This is a genomic window from Ruegeria sp., from assembly GCF_965199275.1.
In the GTDB taxonomy this organism is placed as follows: domain Bacteria; phylum Pseudomonadota; class Alphaproteobacteria; order Rhodobacterales; family Rhodobacteraceae; genus Ruegeria.
In genome coordinates, this window is the sequence record NZ_CBDAQX010000028.1 from 63,912 (window position 1) to 90,446 (window position 26,535).

25 protein-coding genes and 1 pseudogene are annotated in these 26,535 nt (G+C 60.8%); 10 read left to right on the forward strand and 16 right to left on the reverse strand.

Features of this window, described 5'->3' with window-relative positions:
* Positions 1-83 precede the first annotated feature (83 nt).
* The 4 genes from gcvP to ACOERD_RS27585 form a co-directional block, all read right to left on the reverse strand.
* The gene (gene gcvP / locus ACOERD_RS27570) at positions 84-2,939 is read right to left on the reverse strand and encodes an aminomethyl-transferring glycine dehydrogenase (RefSeq protein ID WP_419738812.1); all 2,856 of its coding nucleotides are present in this window, start codon (positions 2,937-2,939) and stop codon (positions 84-86) included.
* 115 nt (positions 2,940-3,054) lie between these two features.
* Positions 3,055-3,420, reverse strand: a complete 366-nt coding sequence (gene gcvH / locus ACOERD_RS27575) for a glycine cleavage system protein GcvH (protein ID WP_170381008.1) — start codon at positions 3,418-3,420, stop codon at positions 3,055-3,057.
* Between the two features lie 18 nt (positions 3,421-3,438).
* Positions 3,439-4,536 carry a glycine cleavage system aminomethyltransferase GcvT gene (gene gcvT, locus ACOERD_RS27580; RefSeq protein WP_419741133.1) on the reverse strand — a complete coding sequence of 366 codons (1,098 nt, stop codon included), beginning with the start codon at positions 4,534-4,536 and terminating at the stop codon, positions 3,439-3,441.
* 290 nt (positions 4,537-4,826) lie between these two features.
* Positions 4,827-6,020, reverse strand: coding sequence for a Zn-dependent hydrolase (locus ACOERD_RS27585; protein WP_419741134.1), 1,194 nt, complete (start codon positions 6,018-6,020; stop codon positions 4,827-4,829).
* Positions 6,021-6,153: 133 nt separating this feature from the next.
* On the opposite strand from ACOERD_RS27585, the gene ACOERD_RS27590 reads away from it, so the two are divergent.
* Genes ACOERD_RS27590 through ACOERD_RS27605 form a run of 4 tightly spaced genes read left to right on the forward strand, consistent with a single transcriptional unit; the run spans position 6,154 to position 9,642 of the window.
* On the forward strand, positions 6,154-6,804 hold the full coding sequence (locus tag ACOERD_RS27590; protein WP_170482228.1) for a histidine phosphatase family protein: 651 nt from the start codon (positions 6,154-6,156) through the stop codon (positions 6,802-6,804).
* A 10-nt stretch (positions 6,805-6,814) separates the two neighbouring features.
* Positions 6,815-7,429, forward strand: coding sequence for a glutathione S-transferase family protein (locus tag ACOERD_RS27595; protein ID WP_419741135.1), 615 nt, complete (start codon positions 6,815-6,817; stop codon positions 7,427-7,429).
* A gap of 14 nt (positions 7,430-7,443) precedes the next feature.
* Positions 7,444-8,496, forward strand: a complete 1,053-nt coding sequence (locus tag ACOERD_RS27600; protein ID WP_419741136.1) for a saccharopine dehydrogenase — start codon at positions 7,444-7,446, stop codon at positions 8,494-8,496.
* 3 nt (positions 8,497-8,499) lie between these two features.
* A complete protein-coding gene (locus ACOERD_RS27605; RefSeq protein WP_419741137.1) occupies positions 8,500-9,642 on the forward strand; it encodes a saccharopine dehydrogenase family protein in 1,143 nt (380 codons plus the stop codon).
* A gap of 103 nt (positions 9,643-9,745) precedes the next feature.
* Here the strand turns inward: ACOERD_RS27605 and ACOERD_RS27610 are convergent, their stop codons facing one another.
* From ACOERD_RS27610 to ACOERD_RS27625, 4 genes are all read right to left on the reverse strand, one after another.
* Positions 9,746-9,949 (reverse strand): DUF1127 domain-containing protein, encoded by a 204-nt coding sequence (locus tag ACOERD_RS27610; RefSeq protein WP_170492715.1) that lies wholly within the window; start codon positions 9,947-9,949, stop codon positions 9,746-9,748.
* A 56-nt stretch (positions 9,950-10,005) separates the two neighbouring features.
* The gene (locus ACOERD_RS27615; RefSeq protein ID WP_419741138.1) at positions 10,006-10,233 is read right to left on the reverse strand and encodes a DUF1127 domain-containing protein; all 228 of its coding nucleotides are present in this window, start codon (positions 10,231-10,233) and stop codon (positions 10,006-10,008) included.
* Between the two features lie 139 nt (positions 10,234-10,372).
* Positions 10,373-10,690 (reverse strand): DUF3775 domain-containing protein, encoded by a 318-nt coding sequence (locus ACOERD_RS27620; protein WP_170379290.1) that lies wholly within the window; start codon positions 10,688-10,690, stop codon positions 10,373-10,375.
* An 87-nt stretch (positions 10,691-10,777) separates the two neighbouring features.
* Positions 10,778-11,548: a DUF1365 domain-containing protein gene (locus ACOERD_RS27625; protein WP_419741139.1), complete on the reverse strand. Its 771-nt coding sequence runs from the start codon at positions 11,546-11,548 to the stop codon at positions 10,778-10,780.
* A gap of 150 nt (positions 11,549-11,698) precedes the next feature.
* Here ACOERD_RS27625 and ACOERD_RS27630 point away from each other — a divergent pair, with 150 nt between their 5' ends.
* The 3 genes from ACOERD_RS27630 to ACOERD_RS27640 are packed head-to-tail and all read left to right on the forward strand — an operon-like array spanning position 11,699 to position 13,466.
* Positions 11,699-12,355, forward strand: coding sequence for a sigma-70 family RNA polymerase sigma factor (locus ACOERD_RS27630; protein ID WP_419741140.1), 657 nt, complete (start codon positions 11,699-11,701; stop codon positions 12,353-12,355).
* A gap of 10 nt (positions 12,356-12,365) precedes the next feature.
* A complete protein-coding gene (locus tag ACOERD_RS27635; protein WP_170473205.1) occupies positions 12,366-13,016 on the forward strand; it encodes a ChrR family anti-sigma-E factor in 651 nt (216 codons plus the stop codon).
* A gap of 45 nt (positions 13,017-13,061) precedes the next feature.
* Positions 13,062-13,466: a hypothetical protein gene (locus ACOERD_RS27640; RefSeq protein WP_419741141.1), complete on the forward strand. Its 405-nt coding sequence runs from the start codon at positions 13,062-13,064 to the stop codon at positions 13,464-13,466.
* 4 nt (positions 13,467-13,470) lie between these two features.
* Here the strand turns inward: ACOERD_RS27640 and ACOERD_RS27645 are convergent, their stop codons facing one another.
* The 8 genes and pseudogenes from ACOERD_RS27645 to ACOERD_RS27680 form a co-directional block, all read right to left on the reverse strand.
* Entirely contained in the window at positions 13,471-14,502 is a 1,032-nt protein-coding gene (locus ACOERD_RS27645; RefSeq protein ID WP_419741142.1) for an adenylate/guanylate cyclase domain-containing protein, read from the reverse strand.
* Complete coding sequence (locus ACOERD_RS27650; RefSeq protein WP_419741143.1) at positions 14,493-14,795, reverse strand: hypothetical protein; 303 nt, start codon at positions 14,793-14,795, stop codon at positions 14,493-14,495. The genes ACOERD_RS27645 and ACOERD_RS27650 overlap by 10 nt, the downstream gene beginning before the upstream one ends.
* 28 nt (positions 14,796-14,823) lie before the next feature.
* Positions 14,824-16,053 (reverse strand): DNA recombination protein RmuC, encoded by a 1,230-nt coding sequence (locus ACOERD_RS27655; RefSeq protein WP_170459724.1) that lies wholly within the window; start codon positions 16,051-16,053, stop codon positions 14,824-14,826.
* A 57-nt stretch (positions 16,054-16,110) separates the two neighbouring features.
* Positions 16,111-17,973 (reverse strand): DNA mismatch repair endonuclease MutL, encoded by a 1,863-nt coding sequence (gene mutL / locus ACOERD_RS27660; protein ID WP_419741144.1) that lies wholly within the window; start codon positions 17,971-17,973, stop codon positions 16,111-16,113.
* Between the two features lie 285 nt (positions 17,974-18,258).
* The gene (locus ACOERD_RS27665) at positions 18,259-19,188 is read right to left on the reverse strand and encodes a metal ABC transporter permease (RefSeq protein WP_419741145.1); all 930 of its coding nucleotides are present in this window, start codon (positions 19,186-19,188) and stop codon (positions 18,259-18,261) included.
* On the reverse strand, positions 19,185-20,390 hold the full coding sequence (locus ACOERD_RS27670; protein WP_419741146.1) for a metal ABC transporter permease: 1,206 nt from the start codon (positions 20,388-20,390) through the stop codon (positions 19,185-19,187). The genes ACOERD_RS27665 and ACOERD_RS27670 overlap by 4 nt, the downstream gene beginning before the upstream one ends.
* A 3-nt stretch (positions 20,391-20,393) precedes the next feature.
* Positions 20,394-21,197, reverse strand: a complete 804-nt coding sequence (locus ACOERD_RS27675) for a metal ABC transporter ATP-binding protein (protein WP_419741147.1) — start codon at positions 21,195-21,197, stop codon at positions 20,394-20,396.
* A gap of 3 nt (positions 21,198-21,200) precedes the next feature.
* Positions 21,201-22,153: pseudogene (locus tag ACOERD_RS27680) on the reverse strand (metal ABC transporter solute-binding protein, Zn/Mn family).
* A 202-nt stretch (positions 22,154-22,355) separates the two neighbouring features.
* Here ACOERD_RS27680 and deoC point away from each other — a divergent pair.
* From deoC to ACOERD_RS27695, 3 genes are read left to right on the forward strand one after another with little or no spacing between them, the layout of a single operon-like run.
* Positions 22,356-23,354, forward strand: coding sequence for a deoxyribose-phosphate aldolase (gene deoC, locus ACOERD_RS27685; protein ID WP_419741148.1), 999 nt, complete (start codon positions 22,356-22,358; stop codon positions 23,352-23,354).
* A gap of 10 nt (positions 23,355-23,364) precedes the next feature.
* Positions 23,365-25,698 carry an aldehyde dehydrogenase family protein gene (locus ACOERD_RS27690; protein WP_419741149.1) on the forward strand — a complete coding sequence of 778 codons (2,334 nt, stop codon included), beginning with the start codon at positions 23,365-23,367 and terminating at the stop codon, positions 25,696-25,698.
* Positions 25,699-25,723: 25 nt separating this feature from the next.
* Complete coding sequence (locus tag ACOERD_RS27695) at positions 25,724-26,533, forward strand: SDR family oxidoreductase (protein WP_419741150.1); 810 nt, start codon at positions 25,724-25,726, stop codon at positions 26,531-26,533.
* Positions 26,534-26,535 lie beyond the last annotated feature (2 nt).

Consider the following 26,535-nt stretch of genomic DNA (forward strand, 5'->3'; position numbering starts at 1 on the left):
AAAAACGACACCAAAGATGAGCGCAAATGAGAACAGAGGTTTCCGATAAGCGAAAACCCCGCCTTTTGGCGGGGTTTGTTGTTTTATTCAGCTGCTTCTTCGTATGCTTCCATTGGTGGGCATGTGCAGACGAGGTTTCGGTCACCGTATGCGTTGTCGACGCGGTTGACGGGGGACCAGTATTTGTCGACGCCCATGGAGCCCGGAGGGAAGCAGGCCTGTTCGCGGGTGTAGGGGCGGTCCCAGTCGCCGACCAGATCGCGCACCGTGTGGGGGGCGTTTTTCAGCGGGTTGTTCTCCGCGTCGATCTTGCCATCGATGATGTCCTGCGCCTCGGCCCGGATCGAGAGCATGGCGTCGCAGAAACGGTCCAGCTCGTCCTTTGGTTCGGACTCGGTGGGTTCCACCATCAGGGTGCCCGCCACCGGCCAGGACATGGTCGGCGCGTGGAAGCCGCTGTCGACCAGACGTTTGGCGACGTCATCCACGGTCACATGCGCCGCCTCATCCAGCGGACGGGTGTCGAGGATGCATTCATGCGCCACACGACCGGTCTCGGAGGTGTAGAGGATCGGATAGGCATCCTGCAGACGCGCCGCGATGTAGTTGGCGTTCAGGATCGCTACTTTGGTCGCCTGGGTCAGGCCCGCGCCACCCATCAGCAGCACATAGGCCCAGCTGACCGGCAGAATCGAGGGCGAGCCGAAGGGCGCCGCCGAGACCGGACCCACGGCGGTGCCGTATTCCGGATGGCCGGGCAGGTGTTCGGTCAGGTGAGCCTTGACGCCGATTGGACCCATGCCGGGACCGCCGCCGCCATGCGGGATGCAGAAGGTCTTGTGCAGGTTCAGGTGGCTGACATCGCCGCCAATGTCACCGGGACGCGACAGACCCACCATGGCGTTCATGTTGGCGCCGTCGATATAGACCTGACCGCCGTGATCATGGGTGATCTGGCAGACCTCCTGCACGGTGGTCTCGAACACGCCATGGGTCGAGGGGTAGGTGATCATGCAACCGGCCAGATGATCGGAATGCTTCTCGGCCTTGGCGCGGAAGTCGTTCAGATCAATGTTGCCATTCTCATCCGCCTGCACCGGGACAACCTGCCAGCCCACCATCTGCGCCGAGGCCGGGTTGGTCCCATGCGCCGAGGTTGGGATCAGGCAGACATTGCGGTGCCCTTCGCCGCGGGCGAAGTGATAGTTGCGGATGGTCAGCAGGCCTGCATACTCGCCCTGCGCGCCCGAGTTGGGCTGCTGGGAGATCGCGTCATAGCCGGTGATCTGGCACAGCTTGTCGTTCAGATCGGCAATCATCTCGTGATAGCCCTGCGCCTGATCTTCGGGGCAGAACGGGTGCAGATTGCCGAACTCGGGCCAGGTGACCGGGATCATCTCGATCGTGGCGTTCAGCTTCATGGTGCACGAGCCCAGCGGGATCATCGCCCGGTCCAGCGCCAGGTCGCGGTCGGCCAGACGGCGCATATAGCGGGTCATCTCGGCCTCGGCCCGGTTCTTGTGGAAGATCTCGTGGGTCAGATAGGGCGTCTCGCGCAGCGCGTAGTCCGGCAGGCGGTACTGCTTGTTCGAGCTGTCGTCTGTCTTGTCGATGCCAAAGGCCCCCCAGACGGCTTCGATGGTCTCGGGGCGGGTCTGTTCGTCCAGGCTGATGCCAACCTTGGTCTCGCCGACCTTGCGCAGGTTGACGCCCCGGGCTACGGCGGCCTCCATGACGGTCTTCTGCAGATGGCCGACCTCAACGGTGATGGTGTCGAAGAACACTTCGGGTTCGACCGAGAAGCCCGCCTCTTCCAGGCCAGCGGCCAGGCGCGAGGTCTTGCGGTGTACCGATTGCGCGATGGCCTTGATGCCGTCGGGGCCGTGATAGACCGCATACATCGAGGCAATCACCGCCAGCAGCGCCTGCGCAGTACAGACGTTCGAGTTCGCTTTCTCGCGGCGAATGTGTTGCTCGCGGGTTTGCAGCGCGAGGCGATACGCTTTGTTGCCGCGGCTGTCGATGCTGACGCCGATGATCCGGCCCGGCATGGACCGCTTCAGCTTGTCGGTGGTCGCCATGTAAGCGGCGTGCGGGCCGCCATAGCCCATCGGAACACCAAAGCGCTGGGTCGAGCCGATGGCGATATCCGCGCCCATCTCACCCGGTGACTTCAGCAGCGCCAGCGACAGGATGTCGGCCGCCACGATGGCAATGGCTTTGTGTTCATGCAGCGCTGCGATTTCCTTGGTGAAGTCGCGCACATGGCCGTGGGTGCCGGGGTATTGGAAGATCGCGCCAAAGACAGCACCTGCATCCAGCGTGTCGGGATCGGCGACTTGCACGTCGATGCCCAGAGGCTCAGCGCGGGTTTTGATCACCGCGATGGTCTGCGGGTGGCAGTTCTTATCGACAAAAAAGGCCGCGTTGTTGGCTTTCGAACGCCCGCCGCGCTTGGCCATCGCCATGGCTTCGGCCGCCGCTGTGGCTTCGTCCAGCAGCGAGGCGTTGGCCACGTCCAGCCCGGTCAGATCGCTGACCATGGTCTGGAAGTTCAGAAGCGCCTCAAGACGGCCCTGGCTGATCTCGGGCTGATAAGGTGTGTAGGCGGTGTACCAGGCCGGGTTTTCCAGAATGTTGCGCAGGATCGGCGCAGGCGTGGTGGTACCGTAATAGCCCTGACCGATCAGCGAGGTCAGAACCTTGTTCTTGCTCGCCACCTCTTTCATGTAGAACAGCGCATCGCGCTCGGTCATCGCCGGGCCCCAGTCCAGCGGCTCTTTCTGGCGGATCGCCGGCGGAACGGTGGCGTCGATCAGTTGGTCCAGCGTCTTGAAGCCGATCACCTTGAGCATGTCGCGCATCTCGGTCGGGCTGGGACCGATATGGCGGCGATTGGCAAAGTCATAGGCTTCGTAGTCAGTCAGTTTGAAAGCCATTGCAGCGCTCCTATGAATAAGTCAGGTCGGGCGGAGACCGCGCAGGCCTCCGATACATCATCACGAGCCGGTCCGGCCCGAACGGGCGGAGCCCCATTCAGGGCTCCGGTCTGGATCAGCCGATGAAGTCCTTGTAGCCGGCCTCATCCATCAGATCTTCCAGCTGCGACGCGTCGGTGATCTTGATCTTGTAGATCCATGCCTCACCTTCGGGGTCTTCGTTCAGCGCGCCAGGATTGTCGGCCAGCGCCTCGTTGACCTCGACGATCTCGCCATCAACCGGGGCATAGAGTTCCGAGGCCGCCTTGACGGATTCGATCACACCGATCTCGCCGTCTTTCTCAAACTCATCACCCACTTCCTGCTGTTCCACGAAGACCACATCGCCCAGCTGCTCGGCGGCATGTTTGGTGATGCCCAGAGTGGCTGTGTCGCCATTCACGTCGATCCACTCGTGCTCTTCGGAATAATAGGTTGCCATCTTGTCTCTCTCCTGACTTCAACGCTTGTAATTCTGGGTGACGAAGGGCAGCGCCACGATCTCGGCCGGTTGTGGCTTGCCCCGAATGATCAGATTGACGGTCTCGCCCGGCTCACCATGACCTGCGGACACATAGCCCATCGCAACGGGGCCACCGACCGTCGGGCCAAACCCGCCCGAGGTAATCTGACCGATGGTGTTGCCTTCCGTGCACTGGATCTCAACGCCCTGACGCGCAGGCGCGCGGCCCTCGGGCTTGATGCCCACCAGCTTGCGGGATGCGCCCTCGGCCAGTTCTCTCTGGATGCGCTCGGCCCCCGGGAACCCGCCTTCTTCCTTGCGGCGCTTCTGGATCGCCCAGCTCAGCGAGGCTTCGATCGGCGAGGTGCTCTGGTCGATGTCATTGCCATAAAGGCACAGCCCGGCCTCCAGCCGCAGGCTGTCGCGCGCGCCCAGACCGGCCGCTTCACAATCCTCATGCGCCAGGAAGGCGCGGGTGATCTCAATCGCCTTGTCCTCTGGGATCGAGATCTCGTACCCGTCCTCACCGGTATAGCCCAGGCGCGAGATACGGCATTCGACGCCGTTGATATCGGCCACGGTGGTTTCCATGAACTTCAGATCGCGGGCGGGCGGGCAAAGCTCACCCACAACGTTCTCCGCTGCGGGGCCTTGCACGGCGACCAGCGCGCGGTCGAATATCTCGGTCACTTCGACGCCTTCGAGGTGCTCGCGCATATGCGGAATGTCCTGATGGCGCAGCGCCGCGTTCACCACCACAAAATAGTGATCCCCCGCGTTCGACACGATCAGGTCATCCATGATCCCGCCGTCTTCATTCGTAAAGAACCCGTACCGCGCCTTGCCTTCCTTCAGCGTCGCATAGGCCTGCGGGCAAAGCGCCTCGAGCTTCTCGCCCACATTCTCACCGCGCAGGATCACCTGACCCATATGGCTCACATCAAACACCGCCGCCTTCTCACGACACTGCTTGTGCTCCCCCATAATCCCCAACGGATATTGAACAGGCATCTCCCAGCCCGCAAAATCAACCATCTTCCCACCCAACTCAACATGAAGAGAGTAAAGTGGAGTGCGATTCGGTGCGTGGGTCATGGCAGATACCTTTTCGTATCGATTGGTCGGAACGCATACTCGTAAGTTTGCCCCAAGCTGGCTCTAATGCAACGATTCAGCCTTGGTGTTTCGGCCCAGAACCGCAGCCAGAGCGGGCATGTATACGAGCGCATGCATCGGCAATGTTCCTATAGGAAACTTTTTTCCGTTAGGCAACAGGCGATATTCCCAGCGTTGATAACTGGCACAATTGCGAAGCTGCACTTTGAACTCGGAGTTTGGCTATGGTCACGCAGACAATTGAGAATTTGCGTATTCGCCACAGCTCATTACGGTTTTGGCTGAAGTCTTTGAACGGCGTGATCCAGCACATGAAGCCCGGCGATCAGGTCACTTTCGGCGGTATCCTCGGCGAAATCGTGACTGATTCCGTTGATAGACGGCACAAACAGCATGGCAACCGGCATCAGGCGCGAGACGTTGGTGGCATCATGAAGCGCGCCCGAGGGCATCCTGCGCCATTTACCGGACGCGACCTGTTCGGCCCCATGCTCCAACGCGGCGCGCAGCGAGAGGTCCATGGGCACCGGCTCCAGCCCCAGCATCGGGCCGTAGTTGAGGTCCATGTTCATCTCTGCGGCGATCTCGGCGGCTGTGTCGCGAATGACCTCCTCCATCCTTGCAAGACGGTCGGCATCCCCGTCACGCCATTGCATCGAAAACCGCGCCCGCCCCGGTACAATGGACGATGCGTTGGGGTGCAGATCCACATGCCCAATGGTCCAGACGGTTTGCGGCGTAACCACGTTTCGGAACCGATCGTTCAAACGGGTGTTGAACGCAGACAGAGCCTGAAACGCGTCGCGGCGCAGATGCATCGGCGTGGTTCCGGCGTGGTTCTGCTGACCGTCGAACTGAACCACCATATCGCGAATACCGACGATGTCGGTGACGACGCCGATTTGTTCCTTCTGGGTATCAAGCGTCGGGCCTTGCTCGATATGCATCTCGATGAACCCGGTAAAACGGGTGGGATCGACAAAGCCCCCGACCAGATCGCCCATCGCGTCCCGAGCTGTGGCAAAAGGTAGGCCCGCATGGTCGGTCAGCTTGTCCGCCTGATCCAAAGGCAGACCGCCGGACCAGATGGCCGAGCCTGTGGTGACGCCAAACCGGCCCTCTTCATCCTGAAAGCTGACGACCGAGACAGGCTGATCACTGCTGCGCGCAATCTCAAGCGCGGCGATCACGCCTAGCGCGCCATCTAGCCAGCCGCCCTCGGGCTGGCTATCGCTATGTGACCCCATCAGCAGGGACGGCCCGTCGGTCAAACCAAACAAGTTCCCGACCGGATCAAATTGCGGGGTCAGGCCCGCATCGGCCATCCGGCTTGCCAACCATGTCCGGGCGGCAATGTCGGCCTCGGAATAGGCCGGGCGGATGACGCCTTTGCCCACGCCCGAGGCCCCAAATTCGCGCAGCTTGTGCAGATCGGCCAAAAAGCGGTTTTCGTTGATTGCCATGAACTCCCCCCACCTGTTGTGCGGCCAACCATAGCGCCCGGGCGGCAACCTGCAATCACCCTTCGATTTTTGCCAAACCCCTCTGGCCCCGGCCCGGAACCTGCCCTAAGACTTGCCAGCAAGAGGGACCGCCATGTCACATATAACACTGGTTCGTCACGGTCAGGCCAACACGGCAGCGCGGGACGAGGTTAACTACGACAAGCTCAGCGATCTGGGCCACCAGCAAGCGCGCTGGCTGGGTGCGCATCTGCGCGACACGCGCGCGCATTATCCTCGCGTCTATTGCGGCACGCTGACCCGGCATGTCGAAACCGCCTCGAGCATGGGGCTGCCTGAGCCGGTTCGCGACGCACGCCTAAACGAGATCGAGTATTTCACCCTGGCGCAGCTGTTTCACGAACAGCACGGCGTGGCGATCCCGACTGATCGCGAAGGGTTTGTTGATCACCTGCCCCGCACTTTCGCTGCGTGGGCCGATGGCGACATCCAGGATGCGCCCGAAAGTTTCGAACAGTTTGAAACCCGCGTCAGTGACGCCCTGCATGAGATCGGAACCGAGGGCGGGCCAGCCATTGTCGTAACTTCGGGTGGGCTGATCTCGATGGTGGTCCGGCAGGCTATGGGTCTGGATATCCCGTCGATGGCGCGGGTGGCGCTTGCCATCATGAACACCTCGATGCACCGCCTCCACCCGATTGGAGCGCAGCTCAGCCCGGTTCTTTTCAACGCAACCCCGCATCTGGAAGCGCCAGACCGGCAATTCGCCCAGACCCATCTCTAAGGAGGTCCCGATGCAGCTCTATTATGCTCCCCGCACCATCTCGGTCGCTGTCGCCATAGCGCTGGAGGAGGCCGGTCTGGAATTTGAGGCGATCCGGTTGGACTTTGCCGATGGCGAACAGACCAGACCCGCCTACAAGCAGATCAACCCCAAGGGCCGGGTTCCGGCGCTGGCGGTGGATGGCGGTATCCTGACCGAAACCGGCGCGTTGCTCGACTATATCGCAACCATCGCGCCGCAAGCCGGGCTGGTCCCCGAAGACCCGGTCATGGCCGCGCGGATGCGCGAGGTGATGTACTACCTCGCCTCGACCATGCATGTGAACCATGCCCACAAGATGCGCGGGCACCGCTGGGCCGACAAGAAATCCAGCTGGAAAAACATGAAGGATAAGGTCGCGCAGACCATGACCGCGTCCTGCAAATACATCTCGTCGAACGGGCTGCGCGGGCCGTTCGTTCTGGGTGAGACCTTCTCGCTTGCCGATGCCTACCTCTATGTGGTGTGCAGTTGGCTGGAGGGCGACGGCGTAGATGTCTCGGCCTTCCCCAAAATCCTCGCCTTCCGCGAGGCGATGGAGGCACGCCCTTCCGTTCAGGCGGCCCATGCCGCCGGAATGCTCTGACAAAAGGAATGACAATGACACATCTCTGGGTCCGGGCAGAACAGCGCCCGAACGAGGATCGGGTCGGGCTGACCCCCGAAGGCGCCGCCGCGCTGATCGCGGCAGGCATCCGTCTGACGGTCGAAGAAAGCTCTGTCCGCGCCATCCCGCTGGACGGTTACAAGGACGCAGGCTGCGAGATCGCGGCTGAAAACAGCTGGCCCGAGGCCCCGCAGGACGCGATCATCTTCGGCCTGAAAGAGCTGCCCGAGGACGGCACCCCCCTGCCTCATCGCCACATCATGTTTGGCCATGCCTACAAGGGCCAACATTCCGGTCGGGCACTGCTAGAGCGGTTCAAGGCGGGCGGCGGCACGCTTTATGATCTGGAATATCTGGTCGACGAAAACGGCCGACGTGTCGCCGCTTTTGGCTATTGGGCCGGATATGCCGGGGCAGCGGTCACGCTGAAAACATGGGCCGCACAGCAACGCGGACAGGAATGCCCGCCCGTTGGCGTCTATGCCAACAAAGACGCCCTGAACGCCGAATTGCTGGCCGAGTTGGACGCCATTGGCACCCGCCCTCGCGCCATCGTTATCGGCGCGTTAGGCCGAGTGGGTACGGGTGCCGCAGATATGTGCGAAGCGATGGGTGTCAACGTCACCAAATGGGACATGGCCGAGACCGCCAGCGGAGGCCCATTCCCGGAAATCCTGGATCATGACCTGTTCCTGAATTGCATTTTCGCGCGCCCCGGCACGCCGGTCTTTGTCCCGCGTGAGGCGCTGACCGCGCCGCGTAAGTTGACCGCCATCGGCGACGTGGCCTGCGACCCGGACAGCGACTACAACCCGGTCCCGGTCTATGACCGCGCCACCACGTGGGAGGCCCCCGCCCTGCGCGTCGCGACCGACCCGGTGATGGATGTGATGGCCATCGACAACCTGCCCTCGATGCTGCCGGTCGAAAGCTCGCAAGACTACGCGGCGCAACTGCTGCCGTCTCTGCTGACGCTCACCGATCTGGACAGCGGCGTCTGGGGTCGGGCAGAAGCAACCTACAAAACGCATATGAGAGGGATCTGAGCGATGACGATTCACTGGTGTGGCACCGGCCTGTCGGCCATCCCCGGCCTGCGCCGCCTGATCGAAGGCGGGCAAAAGGTTACTGTTTGGAACCGAACCGTTGAGAAGGCCAAAGCCGAGGTCGGAGACCTGACCGACGACATCCGCGCCTTTGGCATCGACGCCTTGGGCGCGGTGCTGGAGAAGGGCAACGTGATCGTCTCTATGCTGCCCGGCGACTGGCACGTACCGCTGGCGGAGCTGGCGATCTCGAAACAGGCCAATTTCGTCTCGTCCTCCTACATTGCGCCCGAAATGCGCGCGTTGGACGACAAGGCGCGGGAGGCTGGTGTGGCTTTGGTCAACGAAGTCGGGCTGGACCCGGGCATCGATCACTTGATGGCCCACGCATTGGTCGACGACTACCGCGCCTCGGACGCGTTCGATGCGCAGAACCACCTCAGCTTCATCTCTTATTGCGGTGGCATCCCCAAGAACCCGAACCCGTTCCGCTATAAATTCAGCTGGTCGCCCTTGGGTGTTCTCAAAGCGCTGCGGTCGCCATCGAAGTCGATCCGTGACTACGCCCCGCTAGACGTCGCCCGCCCATGGGACGCGATCAGCAGCTATATCGCGCCGCTGCCAACGCCCGAGAGCTTCGAGGTCTACCCCAACCGCGACTCGCTGCCCTTCATGGCCGAATATCAATTCGAGGACCACTGGCCGGTCAAAGAATTCGTCCGCGGCACCCTGCGCCTGAACGGCTGGACAGATGCATGGGACGGCGTGTTCACCGAAATCGAAACCCTTTCAGGCCCCGAAGGCGATGCGCGTCTGAAAGAGATGTCGGATCAGTTCTGGGCCGAAAACGCCTATGACGAAGGCGAGCCCGACCGCGTGGTTCTGTGCGTTGGCCTGAAAGCCGAGAAAGATGGCGTTGAGGTGTGGAACAAAACCTACGTCATGGATGCCTGGGGCGATGAACGCGGCACCGCGATGGCACGTCTGGTGTCGATCCCGGTCTCACTGGCGGTTGAGGCCGTCCTGAACCGCGGCATCCCTGCTGGTGTTCACGCAGCGCCCAGCGATCCGAAACTGGTGCAAGGCTGGATGGGTGAAATCGACACGCTCGCGCAGCATCTGCAAATCGTGGATCACCTGGGTTAGCCAGCCGGCAAAAAGAAAAAGGCCATCCCAGCACGTCTGGAATGGCCTTCAATCTCGTATTTTTTCCATCTTATCGTCTGGCTTTCCTTACGACGCCCGAGCGTCAGATATATCGATTGATCGTGTCCTCGATATCGCTACGGTTTATGCCCAACTCGGCCAACTGATTGTCGCTCAGGCCATCAAGATACTGCGCAGCACGCACAATTTCCGGACTTATGGCCCTAATGCGCATGGCGCGATCAAACAGTAGTAGAGCCGTAGCGGATGGCGTTGGCTGATTTGCGGGCGGGATGACATCAAACATATTCGTTACCTCACTCATTACAAAAACGGCGTTTGCGAACGGTCGCGGACCCTGTTTCATTTTCGAAGTGGGGCACCCTTGAAAACGCTCTCATAGGCGCGTTGTTTAATCTCGCTCCGATCAATCCCGATATCCGCGAGTTGGTGATCCGAAAGTCTTTCCAGATTGCGCACCGTGTTCGAGAAAATGCGTCTGCGAAAAAACTCGACCTTTGCGTCCGCGTAGTTCGAGAACAAACCGTCAAAGAGGCCAGTCCGGGCTTCTGCAGTATGTGTATGTGCCATTTCTTTTCCTCCTAAATTTGATTTTCAGTGTAGTACTGACATCAAATAAAGGGACGCTGCGTTAACCAAAAAGCAGCGTTCCATTAAAGTTTCTTTAGGAAGTTGGAGCGCGATGGCACGCGCTATCCGGAGCCTTCGGCTACATCAGATCGTTCTCGATATCCTCAGCCGATATGCCCAATGCATCCAACCCATTCTCAAGATGATCCGACAGATGCGGCGTGCCGATCAGATAATCGGCGCAGGGGGTTGAGGCCTCGGATTTGGCGGTGGCAATGGCCTCAGCCAGATCCTCGGCAAAAAAGCTTTCGCGTCCGATCCACATGATGGCAACCAGCTCGGCCTGCTCATCCTCGCTCATCCGGTCGACAAAGGCGCGCAATTCACCTTCGGCCCGTCCCAGCTCACGCCCCATCATGGCAACCTGAGCCACTTTCCTTGCCGAAATTTCCAACATGCCTTTAGCTCCTCTTGTTCGCGGTTTCGACACATCAGACCCCGACACGCGCCCTGAGTCTTTGATCTTACGCAAACAGAAGGGCAACTATCGGCGAACCCGCGACACAGGCTGATCCGGAACGGGTTCCGTGCGGAATGGACGAAAGCGGGCTTTTTTGATCCACAGCTTGATTGCCTGCCATACGATCAGCGCAAAGGTGCGCCGCGCACCAAACGGACGGCGCAGCAAAGACCACAGAATAGAGCGGTTGGTCAGCGGCTGGCGCGGACCCGTCAGCGTAGCGATCAGCCCGCCTCCTTCACGCCCATAATCGATCCACACCCCAACACGATCTGGGCGATAGTCGAAGCGGAAGGTGTAGTTCCCCTCAATCTTCTGGAAGGGCGACACATGCATCAGCTTGTCCGCCACCACCCGGTCCGAAGGGTCGATGACCGCAAAACCCGGCTTGTGGCAAACATAGCTGTGGCGTGTCCCGTAAGTGTTTGTGACTTCGGCAACCACAGCGTAAACCTGCCCATTCCCATCGAAACAGAACCAGAAACTGACCGGGTTGAAAACATGGCCCAGAACCCTCGGCTGCGTCAGTAACATGATCTGCGCAGGCTGGGGCACCTCCAGTTCCTCAAACCGGGCGCGCAGCCATGGGGCTCCGATCCCCTGCCCCGGTTCACCGCCGTGATCTGACTTGCGCCAATTGGTGATATTCACTCGGTCAACCGAAAAAAGAAGCGGCGTGAACAGATCGGCTTCGGGGTCCAGCAGGATGTAATCGACCGAATAGCGAAAGGCGTTTTCAATCGCCCCTCTGCGACCGTGATAGGTGTAACCTGCTATGTGGTCGATATTTTTCATTCCGCCGCGCGTCCTGCTTTGCCCGTAATTTGTTCGACTTGCGCCCTTTTCAGAAAAGAGACGTCATTTGAAATACGGAATCCACCCCGGTTTGGACTTTTTTTGCCGCATGAAAGTGATCCGCCTTGGTGCCCCCCGCGTAATCCGGTTATGTTTACCGAGATCAATACCGTGACCTTGGACGAACCTGCGGCTGAACAGGCCGCCCCTCAGCCTTGGCGCGCAAAGAAACGCATCAAGGGTAGACAGGTGAACGGAACGAACGGCAGTTGCGACACCAGGACCGAGTGGGTGGACCATGTCAGGCGCATCCGAGACGCGCAGGACCAGGCGGCTTTTGCCGAGCTGTTCCAGCATTTCGCGCCGCGTATCAAGGCGTTCCTGATGAAGTCAGGATCAGACGCCGCGCTGGCCGAAGAATGCGCGCAAGAGGTGATGGCGACCTTGTGGCACAAGGCCCATCTGTTCGATCCGTCGCGGGGCACGGTGGCCACTTGGGTGTTCACCATCGCTCGGAACAAGCGCATTGACGTCCTGCGCAAGCAACGCCGCCCTGAACCCGAGGAACTGGGATGGGGCCCCGAGGCTGAGCCGGAGCAGGACGATGTCCTTGCGCTGCAACAGGAAACCGCGCAGCTGCGCACCGCCATGCTGGCGTTGCCCGAGGCGCAGAGAGAGCTGATCGAGAAGGCGTATTTCGGGGACCTGAGTCACCGAGAGATTGCGTCTCAGACTGGGTTGCCCCTGGGAACGATCAAATCACGTATTAGGTTGGCGCTGGACCGCTTGCGCCACGCGATGAACTGAGATGAGCAAGATGAGCCAGTCGATTAAACATCACCTGACAGATGAGCTGCTGATGGCCTATGCCGCCGGCTCTCTGCCCGAGGCGTTCGACCTGATGGTCGCAACCCATCTGTCGCTTTGCGACCACTGCCGTGCGCGCGCCGAAAGCTATGAGGCCGTCGGTGGACATGTTCTGGACGCGCAACCCGACGCTGTCAGCATGAGTGACACATCCCTTGCCGCAACGATGGCCCTGATTTCTCAAGGCGCACCGACCCCCAAGCCCGCCCGTCCGGGCTGCGCCATCCTGCCGACCCCCCTGCAAGACTACGTCGGCGGGACAGTTGATGACATCCAGTGGAAACCGATTGGCATGGGCGTGAAACAAGCGATCCTGCCGACCAGCAAAGAGGCCACCGCCCGCTTGCTGTTCATTCCCGCAGGTGTCGCCGTCCCGGATCACAGCCACAACGGCACGGAATTGACGATGGTTCTTCAGGGCGCGTTTTCGGATGAGGTTGATCGCTTCGCACGCGGCGATGTCGAGATTGCAGATGAAGACCTGCATCACACGCCGACGGCGGACATCACCGAGGATTGCATCTGCTTGGCTGTCACGGACGCGCCGCTGAAGTTTAGCAAACTGATGCCGCGCCTTTTCCAGCCCTTCCTGCGGATCTGATCGTGTATAGTTCGGATCAGAACTGCCTCTGACAGGAGATATTTCATGAACCGAACAAGCTTGATCGCGCTTGGCTTTGCGTGCTTTTCCACGATTGCGTCTGCCCAAATGAAGGCCGAGGTGAAGTTCGAGCCAGGCAACTTTGGCACAATGGTCAACGGTACCGTGACCGGAGATGAGTATTTTGACTACTCTCTCGGCGCGAAAGCCGGGCAAGAGATGTTTGCCGATCTCAAGGTCAGCGACACCAATGGCAATGGTGTGGTCTATTTCAACATCCTGCCCCCCGGTAGCGATGGCGTCGCGATCTATAACGGCTCGATTGACGGCAACACCGCCCGCATCGATCTGCCCGAGGACGGGGACTATACGATCCGCGTGTACCTGATGGGCAATGACCGGGATACGGGCAAAACGGTGGGCTACAATCTGGACCTGTCGATCCAGTAAGTTGCTACTTGGCCTCGTTGTGGTCTTTGGCGCTTTCAGACCGGATGGGAACGCCCAACAGCTCTAACGCGCCGCTGCGGCCCTTGACCTCGATCGGGGGGATGCTGACCAGCCCGTCCAGGAGGCCCGGCCCTCCGGCCGCTGTCACAAGGTCGTTCGAGACGATCAGGTCCATTTCCAGATCGCGGGTCAGGCTTTCAAGCCTTGCGGCTGTGTTCACCGCGTCTCCGAACACCGAAAACTCCAGCCTGTCCTGATCGCCTATCACGCCGAGAAACACCTCACCCCAATGCAAGCCGATTCCGGTGCCAAGTGAAGGAAGGCCCGCCGATTTGCGCTCGGCGGTCCAGCGGGCCATTTCGTCCAACAGTCCTGCGCCGCAGTTCAGGCAGCGTTTTGCGGCCTGCTCACCGTCAAACACGATCATGACGGCGTCTCCGATGAACTTGTCGATGATACCGTTTTCCCGACGCACGACAGCCGAGACCCGGCGTCTGTAGTCTGAGATAAGCTCAGAGACCTCATCCGGCTCCAGCTGTTGCGACAGTGTTGTGAATCCGCGCAGGTCGATGAAAATCAAACCGGCCTTCTGGCGGCGTCCGTTCTTCAACGCCGCCAATCCGCTGTCACCAAGGTCCTGCACGACCTGTGAGGGCAGGTAGCGCGTCAGGTTCGCGCGACGCTGCGCCTCAGTTATGGATTGAAACAGCAATTTGTTAACCCGCCTTGCGGCGACGATCAGAACCACCCCGGCCAGGGCGATCATGAAGACACGGATCAGGTTGGGAGGGGGTGCCAGAAACAGCCAGATAGGACTGTCTGTGTGACCCCTCGCGGATCCTGCATCTATCCCGATCAGGAACAGAAACCCAAGCGACAGCAAGACAACCTGCATCAACATGACCTTGGGGTTGCCGCGCAATACTCCGAAAGCCAGAACCACAGGGGCCAGCCAGACGGCGGGCAAAACGAAGACCTCGTCCCCGACAAGGCCAGTATTGAGCAAGCCCAACCAAACCGAGACAATCAGGAACACAGAATCCGCGCCCGACACAGGCCACGCCATCCAACCCGAAAGCGCCCCCTGCGGGCTGCGATCCAAGTCACGAAGCCAAGCAGGAAATAGGCAAAAAGGGTTCCGAACGCGAACGCCCATTGGCGCTCCAGAACCGCGTGTCCGCTGTTCGAAACCGGTTGGATCGTGACAAGGAAAAAGACGCCCAGGCCCGCTGCAACACCCATCCGCAACAGGCCAACGATCTGCTCCGCGTCCTGCTCGGCCGTTCTCAGCAGTTGGTCAATTTCAGGCGGGTGCGCCGCATTTTTCATTCTGCAACCTGTTTGTCAGGATGCGCACTCAGCCCTCGTGCCGTGTTAAAGGGACGACCTCCGAGGGGGCCTCTGGCGCCAATTCCTCAAAATCAAAGTTATCAAGCCGTTGCGCCCTGCGGCCAGCTTTTTCCGCACTGATCTTGATGTCCGAGATATCCTTGGCCGCCTGCCCGAAATGGCGATCCAAATTGGCAACGCGGTCGCCCAGACGCTCGACATCCTTGTGCAGCATTCCCAGCTCTTTGCGGATGGCGCCTGCTTGTTCGCGCATCCGTGCGTCCTTGAGGATCGCCCGCATCGTGTTCAGCGTCGCCATGCAGGTGGTCGGTGACACGATCCAGACGCGTTTGGTAAAACTCTCCTGTACCAATTCGGGGAACTTGGCGTGCAGCTCCGCATAGACCGCCTCGGACGGCAGGAACATCAGCGCGCCATCGGCTGTTTCGCCATCCAGAATGTATTTCTCAGCGATATCGTTGATATGTTTGCGCACCGTGCTGCGGAACATCTGAACCGCCGCCTTCAGCTCGGCATCATTGGTCGATCCAATCAGCGCCTCATAGGCCTCCAACGGGAATTTACTGTCGATCACAATTGGCCCCGGAGGGTTCGGAAGATGGATCAGACAATCCGCCCTACGTCCGTTCGAGAGGGTCGCCTGCAACTGGAAACTGTCATGCGGCAGCGCTTTGGAGACGATGTCGTTCAGCTGAATCTCACCAAACGCGCCCCTGGTCTGTTTGTTCGACAGGATATCCTGCAGCGACAACACATCGCCGGACAGCTTGGTGATGTTGTCCTGCGCCTTGTCGATGGCGGCCAACCGCTCTTGTAGCTGGGTCAGCGAAGTCGCAGTCTGCTTGGAGGACCCATGCAGCGACTCCTTCATCCTCTCCTGCATCTCCGCCAGCGCACGGGCCGATTTCATGGCATTGTCGGCCAGCCGGTCATTCATCTGCTGCTGTACCGAGGACAAGCGGGATTCGACCGTCTGGATCACCTGCACCTGCGCATTGGCCTGCGTGTCCGAGACATGCTGCAACCCGCCGCGCAATTGCTCCTGCCCCTGCCCCAAGGCCTGCACATGTTGCCCCAGATGTGCCATCTGACGCGCCAGAGGTTCTGCCATCCGCGCGGAACGCTGCGACGCCCGTAGCGACAGGAACAGCAACAAAAGGATCAGCGCCAGAACGCCACCCGCAACGAGGATTACGGGGTCATTCAGTGCATATTGGGTGCCTGCAATCTCGATCATATAAACCTGTATGTTCTCGTTTTGTTTCTATCTTTTTAGACGCTTCGCGTGACCGGATCAACTGCGCCCGAACAGGCGCTCGATATCGCTGAGTTTCAGTTCAACATAAGTGGGTCGGCCGTGGTTGCATTGGCCGGAATGCGGGGTGGCCTCCATCTCGCGCAGCAGGGCGTTCATTTCCTCGGCCCGCATCCGGCGGCCGGAGCGGATCGAACCATGGCAGGCAACGCGGCTGAGGATCGCCTCGATCCGCGCCTGCACCATCTGGCTGTCGCCCTGATCGGCAAGCTCATCAAGGATATCCAGGATAATCGCGCGGGCATCGACCTCGCCCAGAATGGCAGGAGTTTCGCGCACCGCTATGGCGCCGCCGCCAAAAGGCTCGAGCGTCAGGCCAAGGCGCGAGAGGTCGTCGGCCACAGCCATCAGCCGCGCGCAATCGCCTTCGGGCAGCTCAACGATTTCAGGGATCAACAAAGCCTGCGCGGCGACACCGTTCTCAGCCATCTGCGTTTTGAGTTTTTCATAAACCAACCGCTCATGCGCCGCGTGCTGGTCGACGATGACCATCCCGTCGGCTGTTTGGGCTATGATGTAATTCTCGTGCACCTGACCGCGTGCGGCCCCCAAGGGCAAGTCCTGAGGTGTAGGTTCTTCAGCGGTAACCGGAGTCACAACCGGGGTCGGCTCAACGATGCTGCCGCTATAGTCCCTCGCCAGCTCGGCAAAGCCAGGGGATTGCGCCCGATACGCTGCTTGCCGGGCCGCCTGAGACGGGCGGTCCATCTGGTAGACCCGCGCAGGGATGGGCTGAGGTGCCTCGGGCCGCATCGCGCCCAAAGTCGCGTTGGCTACGGTCGAGGACGCACGATGCCCGGCCTCGGCCAGCGCGTGACGCAGGGCGGAAACGATCAATCCGCGCGCAACGCCGGGATCACGGAACCGAACCTCGGATTTAGCAGGGTGCACATTGACGTCCACCAGCGTCGGATCGCAGTCGATAAACAGCGCCGCAGCCGGGTGGCGGTCGCGGCTGAGGAAGTCGAAATACGCCGCCCGAAGTGCTCCGGTTAGCATCTTGTCACGGACTGGACGGCCATTGACGAACAGGTATTGCGCAACCGCAGCCCCGCGCGAATAGGTCGGAAGGGCAGCGTAGCCATACAAACGAATACCTTCGCGCGTCGCGTCGATCTGCAGGGCGTTTTCGGCGAACTCGCGGCCGATCACGCGGGCCAGACGGGCGTGAAGGGCATCGAAAAGATCGCCATTTTCGCGGTCGGCGCGGAAGGTCACGCGACCCTCACCTCCGCCCGAAACATCGCGCAAGGTGAACGTGACGGAAGGCTCGGCCATTGCGAGGCGTTTGACCGTATCGCCAATGGCCTGCGCCTCGGCCCGGTCGGTGCGCATGAACTTGAGCCGCGCCGGCGTGGCGAAGAACAGATCGCGCAGCTCGACCACTGTGCCTGCACGAAGGGCGGCGGGCTTCACCGCCTCCATCTTGCCGCCCGAAACCGCAATCGACGCCGCATTCGCCCCCGGAACGCGGCTGGTGATCGACAAACGACCTACCGCGCCGAGCGAGGGCAAAGCTTCACCCCGAAAGCCGAAGGTGTGAATGTTCAAAAGGTCGGACCCGTCGATTTTCGAGGTCGCATGACGCGACAAGGCCAGCGGCAGATCCTCGGGCGCGATACCACAGCCATCATCGGTGACACGAATCAAGGTCTTGCCCCCGCCCGCGATATCTATGGCAATACGGGTGGCTCCGGCGTCGACGGCATTCTCGACCAGTTCCTTGACAGCCGAGGCCGGACGTTCGACCACTTCACCCGCGGCGATGCGGTTGATCGCAGCATCGTCGAGCTGCCGGATAACGGGTCGTGTTTCGCTGATATTGGGGGTCGTCTGCGCCATACCACCAGACCTAGCACATCACGGCCCGATTCTGCCACCGGATTGAACCGTAATATCGGCCGATCTTTCAGATCAAGAAGGAGGGGGGCCGGACAGTGTTCGGGGGCTGGCTGTGCCGCCCTCACCGAACCCTGCCCGGACTTACCGAAGTGAGTGGTAGCTGTTAGCCGGTAATAATTGACCTAACATGCAATTAGTTAAATTGCTTATTAAGAGTCATCTTTATTTACTCTGGGCAAAGTTCAGCCGATGACCTGCGGGAACCAGTGGCAGGAAAGTGCCGCTTCACGCAGGTGTGTGCGCACCCACTCGGGTGCGGCACGGGCCGAAAATGGCGGTCAGGGCCAGGATCGCGCCGGACATGGTGGCGATCATCCCTGCCGCGCTGACGGCGTCCGCCGCGCCCAGCCAAAGCGGGCCATACCCGGCCAGCACATATCCCGAAAGAGCTGAGAGGATGGCGGATCCCACGCTCCAGGCGATTTGCGTCTCCAGCCGGTTGGTCATCATGCGCGCCGCAGCAGGGGGGCAGATGAACATGGCGATCACGATGATCGAGCCGACGGCATCAAAGGCGGCAACAGCAGCGATCGCGGCGACGATGACCAACGCCAGCCCTAGCGCGCCCGTGCGGATGCCTATGGTACGCGCGAACCCCTCATCGAAGGTCGAGATTTTTAGCGGCCGCCAGAAGAGCCATGTGAACAGCAGAACACCCAGCATCGTCACTGCAATCCGAGGCAGTTCCGGCGGCAGCCCGGCCAAGGCCTGCAGGTCCCAAAGCGAGGACCAGCCCGTCGCATCCAGCCAGATCAGGCTTTCTAAATTGCCATACAGCGCATGTTCCACGTCCAAGTGTACGGTTGAAGTATCCGTCTGCTCCAAAATCAGCACACCTGCCGCAAACATGGTGGTAAAGACCACACCCATCGCCGCACCCGGCTCGATTTGACCCAGCCTCCTGATCGCCTCGATCAGAATAACGGCCACGATCGCCGCACCCGCCGCACCCAGCATCATGGGCCAGGTTGAGATCGCTCCGGTCAGCAGAAAGGCCACAACGATGCCGGGCAGGACCACATGGCTGATCGCATCCCCGATCAGCGCCTGTTTGCGCAGCACGAGGAAATTGCCTGGCAAGGCGCAGGCAATCGCCGCGAAGGTGCCGATCAGCAGCGGCGTCAGCGACAGGGGTACGAATTCCTCACCGCTCATGCCGGAACCCCCTGTGGTCCGCCGATGCGGTGGTCTATTTCGGCGATCTGATCCTTGGTCAGTACGGTTTCGATATCGCGCAGGCCATCATACAGCGCGGCAGTCGCCTCATGCGCCTGATCTGCGCGCACGACCTCCCACCGCTTTTCATCGCGCAACGCTTTTGCAGCGCGAGCTTTGCCAGCCTCGGTCGCCACGCCATCGGCGCGCACAAGATCAGCGCGGCGCAACAGGCGCAGGGTCAAAGGTTCATAGATCTTCTGACCTTGCGCCAAGGCCAACAGCCCTTGCCGGATATGCACCCGACGTTGGAACCTCAGATGGCGCAGAACGGCGGCCAGAATCCCGCGGACCGGGGCGAGGAACAGGGACAAGACAAAAAAGGCGAAGCTGACCAGGACGATGATTGGCCCGGTCGGCAGATTCGGCGCAGTGGCCGACAAGGCGGCGCCGATATAGCCCGCCAAACCGCCCGCGAAACCGGCCAGCAAGACAACGCGATCCGACCGCTCGGACCAGAACCGCGCAGTGACGGGAGGGATGATCAGCAAAGCCACGATCAGGATCAGACCAACGATCTTCAGCCCAACCACAGTGACCGCCATCACCAACCCCATCATCGCGAGGTCAATGCGATGCACGGGCAAGCCACGGGCGGCGGCATATTCAGGGTCAAACGCCACCAAAGTCATAGGGCGACGCAGGATCATCACCAGCACCAGAGTCGCCGCACCTCCGATTGCGATGATCAAGGCATCCGCCCACAGCATCCCGGCGGTTGAGCCCAGAAGGAACCCCTCCAACCCCGCTTGCCGACCAACGCCCATGGTTTGAATGACGGTCAGCAGGACGATTCCGAAGCCGAAGAACACGGACAGAACCGCGCCGATGGCTGCATCCTCGGCCAGTCGCGTGTGACGTGTTAGCCAGTTCAGGCAGAGCAGACCCACCCAAGCCGACACCGCCGATCCGGCCAGCAGACCTAGCAGGTTGCGCCCATCCCCACCAAGGGCGACCAGCAGCATGAAGGCCAAACAGACCCCCGGCAAAGTCGCATGGCTGATCGCGTCACTGACCAGCGCGCGTTTGCGCAAAAACAGAAAAGTGCCGGTCACACCGGCCGAGACTCCCAGCAAGCTCGCACCGATAGCGACCAGCGTGGCGTTGTAGCCAAGCTGCAGGCTGAGCGCATCCCAGAGCATTCCCTACCCCAGCGCGCGCGAAATCTGGTCGATTTGCGCGGTGGCCAAGCGGCCTCCGTATGCGGACTGAAGGGTTTCGGCAGTAAAGGCCTGCGCCACCGAGCCTTCGGCGATCCTGCGTGTGTTGATCAGGAAGACATGATCAAAGTAGTCCGTGACCGTGGCCAGATCGTGATGGACGACCACAACGGTCTTGCCCGCCTCTTTCAGCGATTTCAGTACCGCGATGATGGCTTTTTCGGTGGCGGCGTCGACGCCGGCGAAGGGCTCGTCCAACAGGTAAAGATCGGCGTCCTGCGCCAAGGCACGTGCCAGAAACACGCGCTGTTGCTGGCCACCTGAAAGCTGGCCGATCTGACGATCCGCAAAGTCGCGCATGCCAACGCGGTTCAGGCAATCCATTGCCGCCGCTTTGTACCGCGCTCGAACACGGCCCAACAGGCCCAACTGCCGCGACAGGCCCATGAGAACCACGTCAATAACGCGGGTCGGGAAATCCCAATCAACACTGGCGCGCTGCGGGACATAGGCGATCCGGGCACGCTGTGCCTCGAGCGGTTGACCGAACACTGTCACCTGCCCGGACAAGGGCGTGACGATCCCAAGCGCCGCTTTCAGGAGTGTCGACTTCCCTGCCCCGTTGGGGCCAATAATCGCGGTCATCGCTCCCGGCTGAACCGTCATATCCACCGAGAATACAGCAGGTTTCTGACCGTATGAGACTGTCAGACCCCGCACCGCCAGCGGGCTGGCCTCAATCCCTTGGTCTTCGACGGAAACACCCTGAACCGCTGCAAGCTCTAGCATCAGTCAAAACCCCACAGAGAGTTTGCCGTTCAGACCCTGATCGGGAACATCCGCCCCCAAGGCCCCTGCGATCACGGTGATATTGTGATCCAGCATGCCGACATAGGTGCCCTCATATGTGCCCGGCTCGCCCATGGCATCGGAGTACAGCTCACCCCCAACCGAGACTTTGTGGCCCTTGGCCGCAGCCCCTTCGATAAGCGCACGCATCGAGCGATCCGAGACCGAGCTTTCCACGAACACGGCGGTCAACTGGCGGTCGACCAGAGTGTCGACCAGCTCTCCGATCCGGTTCAGACCGGCCTCGGACTGGGTCGAGATGCCCTGCACGCCCATTACCTCATAGCCATAGGCCACACCAAAATAGCCGAAGGCGTCATGGGCGGTCAGTAGAACGCGGCTGTCCTCGGGCACTGCCGTCAGGGCCTGTTCTGCATAGGCTGACAAGGCGTCCAGCTCGGCCAGATGCGCCTGTGCGTTTGCGGCAAAAATCTCGGCAGCCTCGGGGCGGGCCTCCGTTAGCGTCTCTTGGACTTTGGCGACCACATCGGCCCACAGGATCGGGCTCATCCAGATATGCGGGTCATATTTGTCGGCATAGTCGTCATGCGCGCGCAGCTTCGATTTATCGACGCTTCGGCTACGGCAACCACGGTTTGCTTGCGGCTGAGGTCTTCAAAGAAATCCTCCATCTGCGCTTCAAGGTAGAGACCGTGCCACAGCACCAGATCTGCGCGGGTCATGGCGACGATATCGCTGCGGGTCTGACGGTAGGCATGCGGATCAACGCCGGGACCCATGAGGCCCTTTACCTCGACCTGATCGCCACCGACCTGTCGCACGGCGTCGGCAATCATGCCGGTCGTAGCCACGACCTTCAGCGGCGCCTGCGCCCATGCAGCAAGCGGCATGGCAGCGGCGATAGCGAGAGCAGCAAGGAAACTGCGACGAAACATAGTTGATCTCCGGAATTCGGACCCTGTTGCGATTAAATATGAGAACGACTCGCAACTAAGTCAATGCTATTGCGAATTAGTCGCAACAAAATCCCAGTTTATTTGTCCAAATGGTCAAAAAACTCCCGCGAAACCGCTCTGCTGCCTTCCATTTACCGCCAAGCCGTGCGATTTTGGCGCAAACCTCCCAAAGGATGTGAGAATGGAACCGCAGCGCTCAGACAGCCCCGTGCGCACCGCGCATCTGCCGCAAGTCACTGAACCCAGAAACCCCGGAATGAATCTTGATCTGGATTGGGTTCGGGCCGTTCAGGCCAATACCTCGGCCATTGAGCGCCGCGCGGCAACTCTGCCCGGTCGGCGGTCGGTCAAGAAAGACTATCAGGCCGCGTGGTTGCTGAAGGCGGTTACGATGATCGACCTCACCACTCTATCAGGTGACGACACGGTGGGGCGCGTGCGCCGTTTGTGTGCCAAGGCGCGCCAACCGGTTGCGCCAGCAACTCTGCAAGCGCTGGATATGCCTGCGATCACAACCGGGGCCGTCTGCGTCTATCACGACATGATCGAGACTGCCGTTGCCGCTTTGAAAGGCACTGGGATACCGGTGGCTGCCGTTTCAACCGGCTTTCCGGCTGGCCTGTCGCCCTTTCACCTGCGCGTGGCCGAGATCGAAGAAAGCGTAAAGGCCGGGGCCGAGGAGATCGACATCGTCATCTCGCGCCGTCACGCGCTGTCGGGCGATTGGCAGGCTTTGTATGATGAGATGAAGGCCTTCCGCGCCGCCTGCGGCGATGCCCATGTCAAAGCCATCCTGGCGACCGGAGAGCTGGGCAGCCTGCGCAACGTCGCGCGCGCTTCGCTGGTCTGCATGATGGCCGGGGCGGACTTCATCAAGACCTCGACCGGCAAAGAAAGCGTCAACGCCACCCTGCCCGTTTCTCTGGTGATGATCCGCGCGATCCGCGACTACTATGATCGCACCGGGTATCGTGTGGGGTACAAGCCTGCGGGTGGTATCTCGAAGGCCAAGGATGCCTTGGTTTATCTGTCGCTGATCAAGGATGAGCTGGGCGACCGCTGGCTGGAGCCGGACCTGTTCCGCTTTGGTGCCTCGTCACTGCTGGGCGATATCGAACGGCAGTTGGAACACTATGTCACCGGCGCTTACTCCGCGGGTTACCGTCACTCCATGGGCTGAGGAAAGAACAATGACAGTCAAAGAAATCTTCGAGACCATGGACTATGGCCCCGCCCCTGAAAATGCCGCAGAAGCCTTGGCCTGGCTGGTCGATCAGGGCGATGCGTTCGGTCACTATATCGACGGGACCTTCACCAAACCGGGCAAAGGGTTCGAAAGCCGCAACCCCGCGACCGGAGAGGTTCTGGCCAAGCTGACCCAGGCCAAGCAGGCTGATGTGGACGCGGCCGTCGCTGCGGCCCGCAAGGCGCAACCCAAGTGGGAGAAACTGGGCGGCGCAGGCCGGGCGCGGTATCTCTATGCCATTGCGCGGCTGTTGCAGAAACATTCGCGCCTGTTCGCCGTGCTTGAGAGCATGGACAACGGCAAGCCGATCCGTGAATCGCGTGACATCGACATCCCTCTGGCGCAGCGGCACTTCTACTACCACGCCGGTATGGCGCAATTGATGGAGAGCGAGTTGCCCGATGCTGAGGCCTTGGGCGTGTGTGGCCAGATCATCCCGTGGAACTTCCCTTTGCTGATGCTGGCCTGGAAGATCGCGCCCGCGCTGGCGATGGGGAACACGGTGGTTCTGAAACCGGCCGAATATACCTCGCTGACCGCGCTGCTGTTCGCTGATATCTGCTCACAGGCCGGGCTCCCTAAGGGCGTCGTCAATATCGTGACCGGAGACGGCGCAGTGGGTGAGATGATCGTGAACGCGGACGTGGACAAGATCGCGTTCACCGGTTCGACCGTTGTGGGGCGACGTATCCGCGAGGCGACCGCGGGTTCGGGTAAGGAACTGACCTTGGAGCTGGGCGGCAAGTCCGCCTATATCGTGTTCGACGACGCCGATATTGATTCCGCGATCGAAGGTCTGGTCGACGCGATCTGGTTCAATCAGGGGCAGGTCTGCTGTGCAGGGTCCCGCCTGCTGGTGCAAGAGGGCATTGCCGACCGCTTCCACGACAAGCTGCGCGCCCGGATGGACGGCTTGCGCGTCGGTGATCCCCTGGACAAATGCATTGACGTGGGCGCGGTTGTGGACCCGGTTCAGCTGCAGACGATCAAATCCATGGTCGACAGCAACACCGCAGGCCATGTCCATCAGGCCGCCTGTGAGCTGCCGGAAAACGGCTGCTACTACCCTCCGACGCTGATCTCGGGGCTCGAGACCTCGGACCCTCTGATGCAGGAGGAGATTTTTGGCCCGGTTCTGGTCTCCTCGACCTTCCGCACCCCAGCTGAGGCCGTAGAACTGGCCAACAACACCCGCTACGGCCTGGCCGCTACGGTCTGGACCGAGAATGTGAACCTCGCGCTGGATATCGCGCCCAAGCTGGTTGCGGGCGTGGTCTGGGTCAACGCCACCAACCTGTTCGACGCCGCAGCCGGGTTCGGCGGAGTGCGCGAAAGTGGTTTTGGCCGTGAAGGCGGTTGGGAGGGGCTGACGGCCTACACAAAGCCCAAAGGCAAGGCCAAGCCTCTGGCCAAGGTCGAGGCAGCCACAGGCGAAGGTGCCTCGGTCGACCCCATCGACCGCACAGCCAAAATGTATGTGGGCGGCAAGCAGGCCCGGCCGGATGGCGGGTACTCGAAACCCGTATGGGGCAAATCCGGCCTGCTGGGCCATGTAGGTTTGGCCAACCGCAAGGACGTCCGTAACGCGGTTGAGGCCGCCGCTGGCGCGAAAGGCTGGTCCAAGACCACAGGTCATCTACGAGCGCAAATACTGTACTATATCGGCGAGAACCTCTCGGCCCGCGCGGGCGAGTTCGCCGCCCGTATCGACGCCATGACCGGCAAAAAAGACGGCGTGAAAGAGGTCGAAGCCTCGATCCAGCGCCTGTTCACCGCAGCCGCCTGGGCCGACAAATATGACGGTCAGGTGCATGGCGTTCCGATCCGGGGCGTGGCAATCGCCATAAAAGAACCCGTTGGCGTGATCGGCGCGCTCTGCGCGGATGAGGCCCCACTGCTGGGGCTGGTCTCGGCCATGGCGCCTGCAATTGCCATGGGCAACCGGGTGGTGCTGGCGGCGTCCGAGCCGTATCCGCTGGCGGCGACGGATTTCTATCAGATCCTCGAGACCTCGGACGTGCCCGCAGGTGTGGTCAATATCCTGACCGGCACCCATGCGGAACTGGCGAAACCACTGGCCTCACACCTGAACGTGGATGCGGTCTGGTCCTTCTCGTCGACGGATCTGTCGAAAGAGATCGAGGTGGTCTCAGCCGGGAACCTGAAACGCGCCTGGGTCAATAACGCGACGGCATTTGATTGGAGCATGGACCATTCCCGCCGCTTCCTGCAGGCTGCGACCGAAGTGAAAAACATCTGGGTGCCCTACGGCGAGTAGGGCCCCCGCATCACGGGAGGCCCACATGGACTTTGCAAACAAAACCGTCATCGTCATTGGCGGCACCAGCGGTATTAACCGGGGGATTGCCGAGGCTTTTGCGGCCTCGGGCGCCAAACTTGCCGTTGCCAGCCGCTCGCAAGAGAAAGTGGATGACACGGTCGCTGCCCTGAAAGCGGCAGGCGCGGCAGAGGCCATCGGTGCGGCGTTTGATGTGCGCGACCCGGACGCCGTGGCGGCGGGGTTGAAACAGTTCCATGATGCGTTTGGCGATTTCGACGTGCTGGTGTCAGGTGCGGCGGGGAATTTCCCGGCGCTGATGTCCGAGATGTCGGTCAATGCGTTCAAAACCGTAGTCGACATCGATCTGATGGGCACTGTTCATGTTTTGAAAGGGGCCTACCCTTACCTCAAACGGCCGGGTGGCAGCATCATCAACATCTCGGCCCCGCAATCCTATCTGCCTTACGAAGGGCAGGCGCATGTCTGCGCGGCAAAGGCCGGCGTTGATCAGATCACCCGAACCCTGTCTATGGAATGGGGCGTTGAAGGCATCCGTGTGAACTCGGTGGTGCCTGGTTTCATCGAGGGCACCGAAGGGGCCAAACGCCTTGCGCCAAAACCCGATGCGGGCGAAGCGCTGCGCAAGGACGTTCCATTGGGCCGTTGGGGCCAACCGCAGGACGTGGCCAACGCTTGCCTGTTCCTCAGCTCTGATATGGCCAGCTATATCAGCGGCACGGTCATGGCGGTTGATGGAGCCTTGTATCAGCGCGGCTCGGGCAAGTTTGGCCAGATGATGGGTCAGATGCTGCGGGCAGCGAAAAAGGGCTAAAG